At 42.4% G+C, this 16,298-nt stretch carries 11 protein-coding genes and 1 pseudogene; 1 reads left to right on the forward strand and 11 read right to left on the reverse strand.

The window, feature by feature from the left end; all coding sequences use genetic code 11:
* The 4 genes and pseudogenes from K6G33_RS04660 to K6G33_RS04675 form a co-directional block, all read right to left on the reverse strand.
* Positions 1-4,181 (reverse strand): annotated as a pseudogene (locus K6G33_RS04660) (hypothetical protein); the annotation flags it as partial.
* Positions 4,182-4,197: 16 nt separating this feature from the next.
* Positions 4,198-4,668 (reverse strand): SMI1/KNR4 family protein, encoded by a 471-nt coding sequence (locus K6G33_RS04665; protein WP_296776786.1) that lies wholly within the window; start codon positions 4,666-4,668, stop codon positions 4,198-4,200.
* Positions 4,669-5,083: 415 nt separating this feature from the next.
* Positions 5,084-5,275: a hypothetical protein gene (locus tag K6G33_RS04670; protein WP_296776787.1), complete on the reverse strand. Its 192-nt coding sequence runs from the start codon at positions 5,273-5,275 to the stop codon at positions 5,084-5,086.
* Between the two features lie 70 nt (positions 5,276-5,345).
* Positions 5,346-6,569 carry an MFS transporter gene (locus K6G33_RS04675; protein WP_296776790.1) on the reverse strand — a complete coding sequence of 408 codons (1,224 nt, stop codon included), beginning with the start codon at positions 6,567-6,569 and terminating at the stop codon, positions 5,346-5,348.
* 480 nt (positions 6,570-7,049) lie between these two features.
* Here K6G33_RS04675 and K6G33_RS04680 point away from each other — a divergent pair, with 480 nt between their 5' ends.
* Entirely contained in the window at positions 7,050-8,117 is a 1,068-nt protein-coding gene (locus K6G33_RS04680; RefSeq protein ID WP_296776792.1) for an NAD-dependent epimerase/dehydratase family protein, read from the forward strand.
* A 69-nt stretch (positions 8,118-8,186) separates the two neighbouring features.
* On the opposite strand, the gene K6G33_RS04685 is transcribed toward K6G33_RS04680, so the two are convergent.
* The 7 genes from K6G33_RS04685 to K6G33_RS04715 all read right to left on the reverse strand — a co-directional run bounded on the left by K6G33_RS04685 (position 8,187) and on the right by K6G33_RS04715 (position 16,047).
* Complete coding sequence (locus K6G33_RS04685; protein ID WP_296776795.1) at positions 8,187-9,941, reverse strand: bifunctional diguanylate cyclase/phosphodiesterase; 1,755 nt, start codon at positions 9,939-9,941, stop codon at positions 8,187-8,189.
* A gap of 628 nt (positions 9,942-10,569) precedes the next feature.
* On the reverse strand, positions 10,570-10,881 hold the full coding sequence (locus tag K6G33_RS04690; RefSeq protein WP_296776797.1) for a hypothetical protein: 312 nt from the start codon (positions 10,879-10,881) through the stop codon (positions 10,570-10,572).
* The gene (locus tag K6G33_RS04695; protein WP_173450029.1) at positions 10,878-11,264 is read right to left on the reverse strand and encodes a hypothetical protein; all 387 of its coding nucleotides are present in this window, start codon (positions 11,262-11,264) and stop codon (positions 10,878-10,880) included. The genes K6G33_RS04690 and K6G33_RS04695 overlap by 4 nt, the downstream gene beginning before the upstream one ends.
* 15 nt (positions 11,265-11,279) lie before the next feature.
* A complete protein-coding gene (gene cooS, locus K6G33_RS04700) occupies positions 11,280-13,412 on the reverse strand; it encodes an anaerobic carbon-monoxide dehydrogenase catalytic subunit (RefSeq protein WP_296776801.1) in 2,133 nt (710 codons plus the stop codon).
* Between the two features lie 164 nt (positions 13,413-13,576).
* The gene (locus K6G33_RS04705) at positions 13,577-14,347 is read right to left on the reverse strand and encodes an ABC transporter ATP-binding protein (RefSeq protein WP_296776803.1); all 771 of its coding nucleotides are present in this window, start codon (positions 14,345-14,347) and stop codon (positions 13,577-13,579) included.
* A complete protein-coding gene (locus K6G33_RS04710) occupies positions 14,347-15,108 on the reverse strand; it encodes an ABC transporter permease (RefSeq protein ID WP_296776806.1) in 762 nt (253 codons plus the stop codon). The genes K6G33_RS04705 and K6G33_RS04710 overlap by 1 nt, the downstream gene beginning before the upstream one ends.
* A gap of 15 nt (positions 15,109-15,123) precedes the next feature.
* On the reverse strand, positions 15,124-16,047 hold the full coding sequence (locus K6G33_RS04715; RefSeq protein ID WP_296776809.1) for an ABC transporter substrate-binding protein: 924 nt from the start codon (positions 16,045-16,047) through the stop codon (positions 15,124-15,126).
* Positions 16,048-16,298: the final 251 nt, after the last annotated feature.

Below are 16,298 nucleotides of genomic sequence, written 5' to 3' on the forward strand. Positions count from 1 at the left end.
AAGAGCACGTCCTTACCGTAATCCTTGCCGTAGATATATGTATCGTTGCCTGCTCCGCCATAGAGGCCGTCATTGCCTGTGCCGCCGTCGATTGTATCAGCACCGCCGTTGCCGTTGAGGGTATCATTTCCTGTACCGCCGCTGATATAATCGTTGCCGCCTGTACCGTGGATAATATCATCACCCTTATAGCCGTATGCTGAACCGCCGCCAAAGAACATCGGGATAGTCTCTTTCTCATCTGTTCCTCTGATATCAAGGAATGGACTGCCTTCCTCTGCAACGTCAACGACCTTATCCTCAAATATGAGTTTAAAGTCTCTGTAGCTTGACGAGTATCTGAAGTCCTGGATAGTGAGTGTCTCGCCTGTCTCGATAACGTGAAGTATAGCATCATAGCCTGAGCTTGGATATACTACATATACATCTGTGCTCTTGAGATCCTTGAATACGATCCTGTTCTTGCCTGAATTATCAAAGAGAACATCGTTGCCGTAGCCCTTGCCATAGATATATGTATTGTTGCCTGCTCCTCCGTTAAGACTGTCGCTGCCTATACTGCCGTCGAGAGTATCATCTCCGCCGTTGCCGTTGAGAGTGTCGTCTCCTGCACCGCCGTAAATATTATCATTTCCGCCTGTGCCGTTAATAATATCGTCACCCTCATAACCATTTGCAGTACCGCCGCCGAAGAACATCGGGATAGTCTCATCAGCATCTGTTCCTCTTACATCAAGGAATGGGCTTCCTGCTTCTGCAACACCAACAGTCTTGTCTTCAAATACAAGAGTAAAGTTCCTGTAGCTTGAAGAGTATCTGAAGTCCTGGATAGTGATAGTCTCACCTGTCTCGATAACGTGAAGTACAGCATCATAGCCTGAGCTTGGGTATACTACATATACATCTGAGGTTCTGAGATCCTTGAATACGATCTTGTTAACTCCTGAATTATCAAAGATGACATCGTTGCCGTCGCCCTTAGTATAAACATAGGCATCATTTCCTGCTTTACCGTAAAGAACGTCGTCGCCCTTGCCGCCTTCAATATAGTCACTTCCGCTGTTACCGTTGAGAGTATCATTCTCATCACCGCCGATAATAACGTTGGTATTAACTATCATATCCTTTAAGTTGCTATACTGTTCATATTTTTCAGAAAGATCAGCTTCATACTTTGATAACGCATCATAAGAATTTGTATAGTCATAAGTTTGCAACCATGAGCCAACACCTATAACAATGTCGTCAACATCTTCTCCCTGAGCTATCTGATTGTCTATAACAAATCTAAACAATGAGAAGTCTAATGTCTTATTTCCTTCTTCATCTTCTTTTACATAAATAAATCTAAGGTAATCACCGACAGCTGTTTCCTTATTAAGAAGATTAAAGTAAGTAGTCTCAATATTATTATATAATCTCTTTAATATAGATGCTGCACTGCTGTTAGGAGTTGAACTGCCTTCTGTACCGATAAAGCCACGTCCCATGAACTGCTCGACAACATTCAGTTCACGCGCATCAATATTACCGCCTCGGCTGTCAGGTAATATCTCCTCGGAATTAGTCATACGGAACAGGATCTTCTTTATGATAACACGCTTTTCCAAATAACTGTTTGAAGTCTGGAATTCATCTACAAGTTTTCCAAGCAGACCTGTTTCATCATCTTTAATAGCAGAAGCAAGATTTCTTACATTACCAAATGATTCTATTGAATCACTATGGATCGTCTGTCCGTTACCATCTCTTTCCACCGTATCATATGTTTTTGCTTCAAACCAGTGTTCACTGATATCACGCTGTGAACCGTCCTTAAAGCTGACATTAGCTGATTCGGTAACCATTGTTCTTGTTTCTTCATCAACGATGTTCTTATCCGAGTGATCCAGACTAATGGAAGTAATTCCGAGCTCATCAAGAGTTTTCAGTTCATTCTCTTCAGAAATACCATTCTGGTTTTCATCTATCCATACTCTCAGATTTTCAAACTCAGAATCATTTGCGTCAATAACTCCATCACCGACTTTTCCTGTTTCTTCGTCAACATTATCATCGAGCTCGGCAAGTGCCTCAAATCCTGACTTAGACACCTCGCCGTTCTTTAATGCTACCTGATCGCTGAACAGTTCGCCGCCGTCATCAATGAATCCATTTTCATTTCTGTCAAGTGCAAGGAATCCGTCTTCTTTTCCGATCCATCCGGTCTTTTCTGCAAAGCCGTTTTTATCAAGGTCGAAGTGGACACCGTTAACTACAGAATTGAGCTCTATGCCAACAGCACCAAGGTCAACTACAAGCGGATCACGAGGTGGGTTTGCTTCGCAGGCATCTCCGAACAGACTATCAAGCCAGCCGCCGAGCTTCTGGATCAGTTTATCTGCTGCTCCGCCAATCAAACCTGCAACACCATAGCCGATAACACCTGCAAGTAATCCACCTACAAGAGCACCTACAGGGCCGCCTACAGCCATACCAAGGCCCATTAAGTACGGTGCGATCGCTCCTGTCAATGCTTCTCCGCCAATGAATGTTATAGCCATATTAGCACCTGCACCGACTATATAAGATCCGGCAGTAAATGGCTTTCCTTCATCTAAAGCCTTAGCAGCATTATAGATAGCGATACCTGACTGAACAGCAATTGTTACACCCATAGCAACATTGCCGATCTTTGAAGCAGCTGAAGAAAACTTAGCAAGCTTTCCTGATTTCTGTGCTGCTTCCAGGAATCCGTTTGCTTTTTTTACAAATCCCAGATCTGCGACCTTTCCAAGATTTGCATTAGCACAGAAATTGATAAGAGCCTTATCTACAGCATTTAATGACTCCGCTGTTTTTCCTGAACCTTCAATGTACTTAGCTGCAGCTTCCAGAACCTTAGCTTCATTCTTGCATTCGTTGAGTGAACCGCTGAGATAGTTTAGCTCCTTAAAATCCAGTTTTTCTCTTGGTGATGCATTCTTATACTCATCACCATACCTCATGATCATCTCAAGCTCATCAGCGTGTTTATCTAAATTATAATTCTTGGCTTCTGCTTGACTTAGTTTAAATTCATATTCACCAGGTACTTCCGATTCAATATACTTTCCAAGTTTAGTGCCTTCATAAGACTGACCGACTTTATTTCCCTTTGAATCAAAAAATGTAAACGCTTTTTCTTCTTCGCCCAAATCAGCCAGAAGCTTTTCTGAATTATTACGTGCATATTCTGATACAATCTTTTGTCCGCTTTCTGACATTTCATTCATCAGCTTAGATGATGCTTTTTCGCCATATCCATCTGAAGATTTAAATTTCTTGCCAGCATCACTTTCAATCAAGTAATCCATGAAGTTATCAGGAATATCAGAATTACCTTTTCCTTGTTGTGCACGCACATATTCCATTCTTTGTGCTATAATTTTACCCTCATCGTCCAAAGAATCATAAAACGGAATTTTCTCAGAAAAATTCGTATGTTCCGCATTTTTAAAAGACTCCATTGTTTTAACTTCTTTACAAGGGTCAGTAAGTTCAATTTTCGGTGGATAACCATCATCAAGATTTGACGTAGAAAAATCAGTCATACTTTTCAAAGCATCATCATAGTAACCTTTTGTTGTATTAGAAGGATTACCACCATGTGCAGCATAATGAGATGAGGTTTTTGTAAGTGCATCTCCGTCAACCGGCTGTATATTCCTATAATCACCTGCATACTCAGGAAAATCATGTGCATCAAGCATATGATGACCTTGGAAAGTTTCTCCTGTAGTCAGATTTTTAGGTCTGCCCGCATTTGGCTGCTCAACGCCATCAACTATATTAAGAATTTCTCTTTGCTGGTCGGGAGTCCAATTATATGTTCCTTTTCCCTGCTTAATTAGCTCCCTTTCATTATTCCAAAAGTCTTCAACTGCATAATCTCTGATACTATTTCTAAATGTCTTAACAGCCTCTTCGCTTCCCAGTGAATTAATATACTCTCTTCTTACTTTAACATCAGCAGCAGTAAACAAATTATTCTGAGCTCTTGCCGTTAAAACATCTTTGTTCATTATATCTGCTCTTTGAGTAGGAGTAAGATTTTCAAAAATACTTTTTCTTTCTGCTTCACTTAAAGAGTTTACATAATCACTTTTCTTCTTTTTAGATGATAATTTATCTAATTCCTCAATAAATTCTTCAACCGTCATGTTAACACCTCTTAAATTAATCTTCTAACAAATAATCTTCTTCAATAACTTTTATATGATCTATTATGTTTACTAATGCATCTTTAAAAGTATTGAACTCTGTCTCTTCGCCACCATAATAGCGTATAAATTTTCCTGTTTTACTTGATATGCACAAAACTTCACCATCACCAATTAAAAACGCTAATACAATATAGTCGCTTGGAAAACTATCTGCCTTTTCCCTATCATAGAAATCAATTACTTCTTTTGTGCTAAAAAACTCAGCTGTAAATCCATTAAGAGTCATTCCATTAGAAAACTTCAAAAAATCCTTATATTCTTCTGGCAATGTATATTTTAGATGCTCTTCAAGTGCATCTATTTCAACATTTGTTGCTGGTGGATTGAATTCATATTTTTTTATGCTCTCTAATTTTTTTGTAATTTCCATAATTTCAATAAACTCTTTTTTTAAGCTATTATCTGGTATATCTGGAATATACATATTACACTCTCCTTTTATTGTTTAAGTAAACTGATATTGTATATCTGCAACTTTGCATCAACTCTCTATTATTGATGCTTGCATTATACAAAATGCTCGAAACAAAAAATGAACTAATTACTTTATTTTTTCTGACCTCTTCTTCCATCGTTATTTGATTAAACAAAAGATGCGTTCAACCAAAATACATTATACAATAAATATTCTAAAGAATCAATACCCTTATTTACATTTCTTGACCATTTTTTGCCATATTCAATGCACTTATACTATATATCTTAAAGAAGCAATTAGAATAATGAAATAAAAAAACAGCTCCTGAGAGCTGTCTCTTTCAAACATATAGAACAAAAGCAAATGCTGGTATATAGCCGATAAACGCCTCTATTACGTCATTTCAAGGATCAGAAACAAACTATGTTTTAGTTGACGCACCATGTCCTGCGTCCAGAACAATTATAGGCTTTTCATTATCGAGATCACTCAGCGATACAGGAAGAGCTCCTTTCTCACTTTTCTCCGCAACAGTAGATGCACCATACAGCGCAAACAGCGAACAGCCGCACAAAAGTGCTCCGCTGATGATCTTTCTGTATACCTTTTTCATATTATCTTCTCCCTCCGAACTGGAATTTCCTACTGAATGATATTCGGAGGAACAAACATTTATTACACCGTCATGCAGCGTTATTCGTTGCCTTTGCGCGGCTGTCAGACTTCTGCAAAAATGAAAATACGACCGCAAATCCAAACATGAACATTATTGTCATGAGCTTGACAGGGATAACATCTGTGTGATTCCTGATGCAGATCCAGCTTATAACAGCTGTGACAGTAAATCCGAACAGTGTACCGATAGTCATTATCTTGTTATATTTAGCGACAAGACCGCGTTCAGCTCCTGCTGAACTAACATAATAACGGCTTCCGGAAAGGAACACACCGTTCCCGAAACCACAGAGAATAGCATAAAGTGCAAGTGCAGGCGCACTGCTGCTCCTGATAGTCATTATAAAAATTATTGCCAATATAAACGAAACAGGCGCAAGTACACGTATTTTCCACTGGTTTACCGCAGGTATCATTACGATCACTATGACCGATACAAGAACCGTTCCTGCAAGGAAATAGCTGCTCTTTGTGGTGAAATTTTCGACCATGAGGTAATCCTTCATAAGATAAGCAATGGAAGGCGTAAGTGAATTTGTAGCGCAGAACATCATAAAGCTGTACATAAGAGCTATTTTATCAGCATTCCGCGTAGCTTCATCTGCTGCATGAACGCCCGACGCAGGCTTCTTTTTTTCGGAAAGCTTGTTTACTTTGTTCATTGACATCAATATATATTCGCGGCTTGCAGGGAAAAAGCATATAAAGAGCAGTACTATTGATACGCCTATAAACATGATTATCTGCTTGGAAAAGAACGAATACAGCAGGGGTCCGACTATATAGCCCAACATCTGATACGCTACGAGTATTCGTACATTCTTCTCTTTTTCCTCATGCGGAACATTTCCGCTTATGAACACATCGAAAATATTATATATAAAGTTCAGGAAAAAGCTGAAGATGCTGAAGATAATTATGTAGACCAGATAGTTCTTAACACAGAAAAGTGCGGTAAATGACACGCTTATCGCAAGAACTACGCCGATAGTCATCAGGAACTTGCTGGTTTTTGTCATTTCCGATTCCATATTTTTCCTCATCAGCTTTGTCGAAGCCATTATTCCAAACATTGTAAATAACGTACTGAAAAACAGCGCAAAAGCCACAAGTGTTTCTTTTTTATCAGGATAATAGTCATCGAAGAATGCCTGTGTCACAAGATTCCTCATTTCTGCAAGGAATACCGCTTGGTACAGATACATCAGGTCGCGTATGAGGTGTTTTGTCATTATAATCTCCCTTCCTTTTTCAATCGTGAAAACATCGCTTATTCCTACTGCAATACAAAGGCTGCTCATGCTTCTGTATCCGAGCCGACCGATCTTCCCCCGATCCTCTATTATCAAAAGCGCATCATTGTTAAGTATGTTGCGTTTAATAATGAGAACAATTTACCACGTAACAGTATAACATAATTTTTACCGAAGTGTCAATATACTGCTATACGGAGAACTACACGCTGTTTCGAGCTAAACTGCTATTTTTCGGCATTGTAGCTTATTGAATACTTTGTAAATTTTGCCTGTATTTGTATATTTTTTCAAAAAATAAATAAAAGCAGTCGATATACGCTTTCCCGCTGCTCCGCAATCCCCTTAAAACGTACAAATATTGACTTTCCATGCCGCTTATGCTATAATGTTTTTGTAATAATTTCAAACGTATATCCGCAAAGGGTTACATAAAGAACTGTTCAAGAGGAACTGCACATGAAAAAAGTAAAGATCGACCTTAATGGAAAAAAAATACTCGTTACGGGGTCTCCCGGATTTATTGGTGCAAATCTGGTATTAAGGCTGCTTAAAGAGATGAACTGCGGCACGATAGTATCTCTTGACAATATGAGTGCCTATTACAACCCGAAATTAAAAGAATACAGGCTTTCACTCATAGAAAAAGCGGCGGAGAAAGCGAATACTGAGCATATCTTTGTGAAGGGCTCGATAGCTGACAAAGCATTGCTGACACAGCTTTTTGAAGAGTATCGCTTCGATATCGTTGTCCACCTCGCTGCACAGGGAGGCGTGAGGTATTCCATAGACCACCCCGACGTATATATCGAGAGCAATATCATAGGCTTCTACAATATCCTCGAAGCCTGCCGACAATATCCCGTCGAGCACCTTGTGTATGCAAGTTCAAGCTCAGTATACGGCGGAAATAAGAAAGTTCCGTTCAGCGTAGATGATAAAGTCGATAACCCTGTATCACTTTATGCTGCTACGAAAAAATCCGATGAGCTGCTCGCTCATGCCTACTCAAAGCTATACAATATCCCTGCTACAGGACTGCGCTTCTTCACGGTATACGGCCCCGCAGGCAGGCCCGATATGTTCTATTTTTCTGCAACAAACACACTCGCAAAAGACGGGATCATCAAAATATTCAATTACGGCAACTGCGAGCGCGATTTCACGTATATCGACGATATAATTGAAGGCGTTTACCGCGTGATGCAGGGAGCTCCCGAAAAAGCCAACGGCGAGGACGGTCTGCCGCTGCCGCCATATGCTGTGTACAATATCGGCGGAGGCACCCCCGAGAATCTTCTCGATTTTATCAACACTCTACAGGAGGAGCTTGTCAACGCCAAGGTTCTTCCCGCTGATTATGATTTTGAAAAGCACCGCGAGCTCACTGCGATGCAGCCGGGCGATGTCCCTGTGACCTTTGCAGACAGCAAAGCACTTGAAGACGACTACGGTTTCAAGCCTCATATCGGCATCAGAGAAGGACTTAGGAACTTTGCTGAATGGTACAGCCAATATTATAAGTAATGTTAATTGAAATGGGCAATAAAAAACCTCGGTAATACCGAGGTTTTTTCATATTCTTTTCATTATGTATCATACAGTCGTCAGATTACATTCTTCCATAGCAAGCTTTTCTGCTTCCTCAGCAGACATAGGCTTGCCCCAGAAGAAGCCCTGTATGTAATCACAGCCGATCTCCCTGAGAGTATCTACCTGAGCCTGCTGCTCAACTCCCTCGGATACAACGCTATATCCCATAACGTGACCCATAGAGATGATAGCTGCAACATACTGCTTTGAAGAATCGCTTATATTCATCTTATCAATGAAGGATTTGTCGATCTTCAGCAGATCAGCAGGGAAATTATTAAGGTAGCTCAGTGACGAGTAACCTGTTCCGAAATCGTCTATCGCTATCTTTATGCCCATTTTCTTGATATCTTCAATGCATTTCAGAGCCTTGTCCGCCGAATCTATCATTATTGATTCGGTTATCTCGATCTCAAGCTGATTTGCTGGTATATCCCTGTTTTCAAGCACTTCCCTCAGCTCATCGAGGAACCCGTTTTTCATAAGATGCTTTACAGAGACATTAACGCTGAGTGTTATATCGGTATCTATCTTCTTGATAAGCTCTCCGAAGAATTCCGTGGACTTTCTTATTACAGCGTCGTCCACCTTGTCAACAATGCCGACCTTTTCGGCAACAGGAATGAAATCTCCAGGGCTGACTACATTGCCGTTCTCATCTTTCATACGTGCCAGAGCTTCAAATCCGCGAAGCTTATGGTTTATATCATACTGCGGCTGAAGATTGAAGTACATGGTATCCTTTTGCAGCGCCAGTTTAAGCTTGCGTTCAATGTCGATTATTCGCTCTTTTTTGAGGAGATCAGGTGTAAAGCGAATAATATTGTTGCATGAACCAAGTTTTTTTCCTGATGCAAGTGCCGCATCTGCATAAGAGAACAGATTATCTGTCGTTTTTGCGTCATTCGGATATTTCGCGTATCCGAAGGAAGCTGTGATGTAAAGGTCACAGCCGTCGATAGTAAGTCTGCTTCCGAGAGCTGCTTCGTACTGTTTAATCGTATTCAGAACGTCTTCATTTGAATGATACTTTCTTATTATCAGTGCAAATTCATCGCCGCCCAGACGAGCGATAAAGTCATGGGTCGAAGTAAGATCCGAATCCGCAACGTTCCTCCAGCGTGATGCGATCTCTATAAGCACTTCATTTCCCACGTTAAAGCCCATCGTATCGTTTATGCTCTTGAAATTCCTGAGGTTGATGAAGACGATCGCAAATTTTTCACTGCGTTTGATGAGGTTTTCAATAAGCTCTGTACAGGCAAACCTGTTCGGCAGACCTGTCAGAGTATCCGTCAGAGCCTGCTCCTGTAGTCTTTCCTGATATCTGCGCACTCCCTCACCGTTCTTAAACAGCATCGTAATGGCAACTATCGTAAAGACATCGGTAAACAGACCCGGGATATTTGTAAGAGTTTTATGATTTACAACAGTCAGGATTATCACGGGCATCTGGACAACAAGTGCAAGAAGCGCGGTAAAATAGCCCAGTCTCTTATAATATACGACCATAAAAATAACGCACATATTATTTAATGATGCCAGAACGCCTGCAAAAGAACTAAAAGGCAATATTGAGCCCGAAATATTAAATACCTTATCCGATCTTGATAACGTATTTACGATAACACAAGCAGCAACATAGACCAGCACTAAAATTATGTACCCACACATTGACCCTTTTGTATTTTCGGAAAGACCATCTATCGTTTTCTCGATGATCTTCTTTTTCCCGACCTCGGCTTTGCTTTTTTTCATAATATTTCTCCTCTTAATTTAATGCATAACATTCCCCCGTTATGCTATTGCTCTTAACACTCTGAATCGCGCAGCCGTATGAAATTTCAAAGCCACCGCAAGGGTATAACAGCGCTTGAGCTTACATTCATACGACGACGTATAAAATCATTCTCTTAATACTATCTCTCCGATAATTATCGGTTCCCACCTTTAATGTTTTTTCTTTAACGCACATTATTTTAATTATACTTGATAACGACTCAAAATGCAATAGACAAAATATGAAATATCATTAATATATCATTGAAAATCCTTGAACATAAAAAACAATTCGACATACAGTCTTGTTATATTTAACAAAATCACCGAATATAGCCGTAAACCCGATATTTTAAGCTCAAATGCCGAAAAATCAGTATACTTTAACCTCCTTTCAGTGCGATTCACAGTTGTTATTTCTTTTTACCAATCTGCAAAAGTGATAATATAATAAAATTATATAATATTCTGCGCCAAAAATCAAGCTTTTAATCATTATTTCCGAGAAAAAATAAAAAAATCTACTTACTTTATACCTCTCCACGAAAAAAAGACGGCTGCACCGATATTTGGTGTGCCGTCTTCTGAAAACCGCCGATCTCAGCGTTCATTTTTTTCTTATGCTTTCTCTTACAGTATGCTTCGGGTCTTTTATAAGCACATATACCACCCATACTACCAGAGCAAGCGCAACCACAGATACTCCGAGAAATGCATCATTGAGCATATCTTCTGCCGCAGGTGTGAAGTATTCAGCGCCTACCTCGATATATTCAACAACTGCGTCAACGAGCCACATAAGTGAAGCTCCCCAGAACATATAGAGAAGTACTCCCACTTTAAGCTCACGGGCGTTGGCATTGGTATACCAAACAACAGTAGATATCACAGCCGCAATAATAGTTATAAGCAATGTCATGTCGTTACACCTGCTTTCTTTTCATTTGCAGGCTGCGAAGCCTCTATCCTGCTTGTAACAAAGACCACTCCCAGCCATGCCAGCGTTACCAGCACAGCCATAGCTGTTCCTGATGTTGCCATTTCGTGCAGCATCTCGGCTCTGTCCGCAGGATCGCTTGCAGCTGTGAGGAACGGGAAGAACGGTGTTACCTCGCCGTGCCAGAGATGCTCGAAAGCAAGAAGTCCCGAGCCGCCCCAGAGCATTCCGTTGAGCCACTTGAGCTTATCGGAAAAACGAAGCTTTGTCTCGCCTTCTTTTTTTTCGCCTTCCTTCTTCTTGACTACCTTCTGCACAACTGTTGTAACTATAGCTTCAGTTGTTGGTACTAAAAAACAAGCCATTTTTACTCCTCCTAATTATTTATCCCAGCCAAGAGCTTTTCTCTTAGCTTTCATATCAGCAACTATCTTCTCGCCCAGCTTAACGGGATCGGTGTCCACGTTCATTGACGAGCCGAGTGTTTCAAGTGTACCGTATTTCAGAAACTCGATAACATTCTTTGAACCGTATATCTGTGCTTCAACACAGTGATATGAGCTAATACCGTTAAGTCTGAATCCAAGTGCGGCATCTATGCCCTTTTCATTGCCCCATTCAGGCGATGAAAATGCAAACGGCATTTCATATATCTTATGTCCGAGAGCTCCTGCAATGCCTGCGAATATTCCCGAAGAACGGGTGTTGTCGATACATTCGCCGACGTGCCATACAGGCGGCAGATCAGGCTCTAAGAACTCTCTCAGGCTGTCCCCTGCCTTTTCCTTGCCCGATACAGCACAGTATCCCAGCTTCATCAGCGGGAAGGAAGCACAGCCGTTGGACAGGATAAGCACATTGTTTTTGAGGAGCACGTCCACAACATCAACTATACATTTCTCATACAGCACCTTCGGATTGTTGCAGCCAACCATATTTACTACGCCCAGTATCCTGCCGTCCTTGATAGCCTCGGCAATGGGCTTGAAGCTGCCGAAGCGCTTGCAAAGGTACTCAACGGAGAAGCCCACCTCCGCTTCCACCTCATAAGGCGGTATGTATACAGGTATGCCCTTTCGAGCTTCAAAGCTCTCGATAGCACGGCGTACTATCTTCTCGGCAAGAGCCTTTGTCTCGCCTATATTTGCATGGTGATGATCGTACTCATAGCGCTCGGCACCGGGAAGCCTTGCGGATTCGCTGGTGGTGACAACTGTGGTCTTGAAGCAGTGTGCGACCTCCATGATGGACGGGAATACGTCCTGAACGTCGGCTACCCATAAGTCCAGTGCTCCTGTTCCGAGAACAAGCTCGGCAGATACGGCATTTGAAAGCGGTATAACGCCTGCATAGCGGTACATTGCCGAAAGTCCCGAGCAGCATATGCCGTAGAATCTTATGCCCTTTGCGCCCTTTGACTTTGCAAGCTCGATAAGGTCTTCCCTCTTGCCTGCTTCAACTATCTGACTTACGAGCAGCGGCAGATGTCCGTGAACTGCTATATTTACGTAGCCCTTTTCAAGAGCGCCTATATTCACCTTTGAGGTAACTCTGTCACCAACGCCGAAAAGGCTGTCCGTAGCAATAGAAGCGCCCACAACTCCCGAAAAAGTAAATGCAAGTCCGCATCTGAGGAACTGCTGCATTATCGACTTCCAGTCGCCGTCAGTAGCGCAGCCCGACTTGTGGTAAGCCTCAAAAACTTCGTGATATGCGCTTATGGGCAAGATATCGAGCTCCTTCCACACCTTCTGTCTCTCGGGAACAGCACAGGCTGATATCGTCTTGTACTCGCCCGGAACAGTTCTCGACAGATCCTCAAGGAGAGCGTCCGCAAGGTCACGGGCAACATTTTTCAGCCGGCGGTTCTTCTGCTTGATGCCGAAAGCTTCTGCTGTAGCGCGGATCTTCTGCTCGCCGAGAATAGGCACATCGAGCTTGCCCTCAGCTGCCCATTTAAGCGCAAGCATTACCTCTCTTGCGTGCATACCGTGCTGTGCAGCACCTGCCGCAGCCGAACGGAGAAGATTTCTTGCAACTATAAGATCGGCATCAGCTCCGCAGATGCCCTTAGGTGCCTTTGCCGTGATACGGCAGGGTCCCATGTTGCATATCTTGCAGCATATACCTGCAAGTCCGAAATTGCACTGAGGCTTCTGCTTGTCAAAGCGGTCAAAAGCAGTATCTATCCCAAGCTGCTCCATACGAAGAAGCATTTCCCTTACGGCAGGGTCGGGAGTCTGCTCGATAACGTCCTGCTTAGTGGGGAAAGTCTTTCTGTACTCGGAAACAGCGTTCATATAGTCCTTTATGAATGCCTGCGGATCGTCCTGTTCTCCCTCACCGTGACTTGCTTTCAGTATGACCGTGGGGATACCGTGCTCGTCAAAGCCTATGATATTTCTGTGTGAATGGATATGCGCAGGTGAATCACCGTGCGAATGATGATGTCCGTGAGTATGCTCATGCTCATGTTCATGCTCATGACAGTGTTCATTATCTTTTTTGCTCATAGTATCAGCTCCTAAACGATAATATGTACAAATTATATCACATTACTATGAAAACTTCAATACCTGAATAAAATATGCCCTGTTTTTTCAGGTCAGAAATAATGCCCCCAAACCGAAACGGGAGCGTTTACAGGCGTATTCAGAGCGAAATCCGCTCCTATAGATCAGATAATGTATTCGATATATTCGTTCGACTTCATATTGAAAAGATCAAATATCTTGTCGCGGACATACAGAAAATTCTCGCTTGTTCTGTCACGGTGATCTCCGAGCGGGACTTTTACCACGCTCTTTATCCTTCCCGGGTCAGCCATCATTACCACTATCCTGTCAGCAAGAAAAACTGCTTCTTCAATATCATGGGTAACAAAAATTATGGTCTTTTTCTCCTCGCGTGATATCCTGAGTATATCCTCCTGAAGCTTCATACGTGTGATAGCGTCGAGAGCACCGAAGGGTTCGTCCATGAAGATGATATCGGGGTCGACCGCAAGTCCTCTTGCGATAGCCACTCTCTGCTGCTGACCGCCTGAAAGCTGCTTGGGATAGCGCTTCTCATAGCCGCTCAGACCTACAAGCTCAAGATATTTCTTTGCGATCTCAGCACGTTTCTCTTTCGGAACTTTTTTCGACTCAAGCCCCAGCTCCACGTTCCTGAGCACGTTTCTCCACGGCAGAAGTCCGTAATTCTGGAAAATAGTGATATTGTTTATGGAAGGAGCTGTTACCTCTTTGCCGTCTATCTTTACGCTTCCGCTGTTGACTCTTTCAAAGCCTGCCAGTGCGTTGAGCAGTGTACTTTTTCCGCAGCCCGACGGTCCGAGAAGGCATATGAACTCGCCTTTTTCAATATTAAGGGAAACATGGTCGAGAGCTGTGAACTCCTTGCCGTCCTGAACATAGTTCTTGCAGGCATCTTTTATCTCGATATACATTACACTGCACCTCCCCACGACTTCATTACAGCCTTTTCTATTAGTTTAAGGATACCGTCCAGCAGTATTCCTATGACACCGATAACAAGTATAGTTGCAAGAAGTATATCCGCACGGATATTGTTTCTTGCGTCGATTATCTGATAGCCCAGTCCCGACTGTGCGCCGACCATTTCGCCTGCAACGAGGAATATCCACGCCGTACCCAGTGCAAGATGGATACCGTTTGCTATCTGAGGGAAAGCCGCCGGAAAGATGACCTTCCATGTCAGTGACGGCTGCTTTATGCCGAAATTCTTTGATACTTTCAGGTAGATAGGGTCGATATTTCCCACTGCCGACACAGTCGAGAGCAGCACAGGAAAAAATGCAGCGATGAATATGATAACGATAGCGGGCACATCGCCTATGCCGAATAACAGTACAATAAACGGCATCCATGCTGTCGGCGAGATAGGTCTCAGGAGCTGAACGGCAGGATTTACATACTGGAACACCTTCGGTATCCTGCCCAGAATAAGTCCAAGAACTACAGCCACTATGACAGAACTAAGGTATCCTATGCCGAATCGGTACATACTTGTTTTGATATTTTCAAACAGCCTGCCGTTGTCTATCATCTCCAACAGGGCATCGAACGCCATTTTCGGCGACGGGAACAGTGCCTTATTGTAACTGCTCACGGAAAAGAGTATCTGCCATATGAGTATAAGTATTGCGATCGAGATCACAACATTTTTTAATGAAAGTAGCTTTTTCATAGATATCACGCCTTATCAGAAATCATTTTTTACAAATTCCGCATAGGTGGGAGGATTATCGGAAAGACCGTACTCCTTGACCTTTTCTGCGAGGGTGTTGTATTCTTCTTCTGTTATTTCGAGATCGTTGTATGATATCCACTGAAGGGATATATCAAGCACTTCGTCGCTCTGGGTGAAGTATTTCTTTGCAGTCGCCTTTGCCTTGTCCTTATCAAGGGAATTTCCTGCCTTTTTGTAATTCTCGACAAATGACTTTGCATCATCGTGACGCTCGTCAATGAACTTATCTGTGAGCACAAGTCCGCAGCAGAGGGAATTCTCCCACAGTTCCTCGGAAGTGAAAAGAACCTTTCCTGCGCCAAGATTTACTCCCATTGCACCGAATGGTTCAGCCACACAGTAGCCGTCTATCTGACCGCTTGCAAGTGCAGAAGGCATCTCTGTGGGAGCAAGCTCCGTAACATTCACATCATTTATGGTAAGTCCTGCTGTAGCCAGCGCATCATTGAGCAGGATATTGTGCGACGACTGTCTGTGAGGTATCGCAAAGGTCTTGCCTTTGAGATCGGCTGCTGTATCAATATCATTAGATACTATGATAACATTTCCGTCATGATGTCCGAGAGCAACTGCCTTTATGCCGATACCCTCCTGCTTTGACTTCATTGCCAGCTCGATGAGTACAGATGCTCCGTCAACTCTGTTGGAGTTGAGCGCGTCCAGCAGTTCGTTCCATGAACCGTACTTTACAAGCTCTACCTTCAGTCCCGACTCCTTCTCAAGTTCTTCAGCTTCCTCAAGAACAGCAAGCGAATGAGTTATGGGGAGATATGCTATTTTAACAGTATTTGCGCTGCCTTCATCTTTTTTGCCGCATGAAACTGCGGAAACACCTAAACCAAATGCCAGTACAGCCGATAATATTCTTTTTTTCATATTTATTCTTCCTTTCACAAAAAAATCGGAGATCATACCTGTCTCCGATACCTTACTGTCTGTTCATAGAGCATAACAAATCTATGATACGGCAAGTTCGGAGCTCTGCATCGTGTACATCATATTCATTTCATAACATCTGTCATATTTGCAAAGCATATCCGTACCTCCATGCAGATTATTCATATCGTTTTACTATGATTTCATTCTACAACATTGAACCTCATTTGTCAACCCATAATTCACCAATC

It is taken from the genome of Ruminococcus sp., from assembly GCF_024691275.1.
GTDB lineage: Bacteria > Bacillota > Clostridia > Oscillospirales > Ruminococcaceae > Ruminococcus.

Excerpts from the sequence above, each read along its gene's own strand:
- cooS (WP_296776801.1), bottom strand. The coding sequence starts at position 13,412 with ATGAGCAAAAAAGATAATGAACACTGTCATGAGCATGAACATGAGCAT.
- K6G33_RS04690 (WP_296776797.1), bottom strand. The coding sequence starts at position 10,881 with ATGACATTGCTTATAACTATTATTGCGGCTGTGATATCTACTGTTGTT.
- K6G33_RS04695 (WP_173450029.1), bottom strand. The coding sequence starts at position 11,264 with ATGGCTTGTTTTTTAGTACCAACAACTGAAGCTATAGTTACAACAGTT.
- K6G33_RS04705 (WP_296776803.1), bottom strand. The coding sequence starts at position 14,347 with ATGTATATCGAGATAAAAGATGCCTGCAAGAACTATGTTCAGGACGGC.
- K6G33_RS04670 (WP_296776787.1), bottom strand. The coding sequence starts at position 5,275 with ATGAAAAAGGTATACAGAAAGATCATCAGCGGAGCACTTTTGTGCGGC.
- K6G33_RS04675 (WP_296776790.1), bottom strand. The coding sequence starts at position 6,569 with ATGACAAAACACCTCATACGCGACCTGATGTATCTGTACCAAGCGGTA.
- K6G33_RS04685 (WP_296776795.1), bottom strand. The coding sequence starts at position 9,941 with ATGAAAAAAAGCAAAGCCGAGGTCGGGAAAAAGAAGATCATCGAGAAA.
- K6G33_RS04710 (WP_296776806.1), bottom strand. The coding sequence starts at position 15,108 with ATGAAAAAGCTACTTTCATTAAAAAATGTTGTGATCTCGATCGCAATA.
- K6G33_RS04715 (WP_296776809.1), bottom strand. The coding sequence starts at position 16,047 with ATGAAAAAAAGAATATTATCGGCTGTACTGGCATTTGGTTTAGGTGTT.
- K6G33_RS04680 (WP_296776792.1), top strand. The coding sequence starts at position 7,050 with ATGAAAAAAGTAAAGATCGACCTTAATGGAAAAAAAATACTCGTTACG.
- K6G33_RS04665 (WP_296776786.1), bottom strand. The coding sequence starts at position 4,668 with ATGTATATTCCAGATATACCAGATAATAGCTTAAAAAAAGAGTTTATT.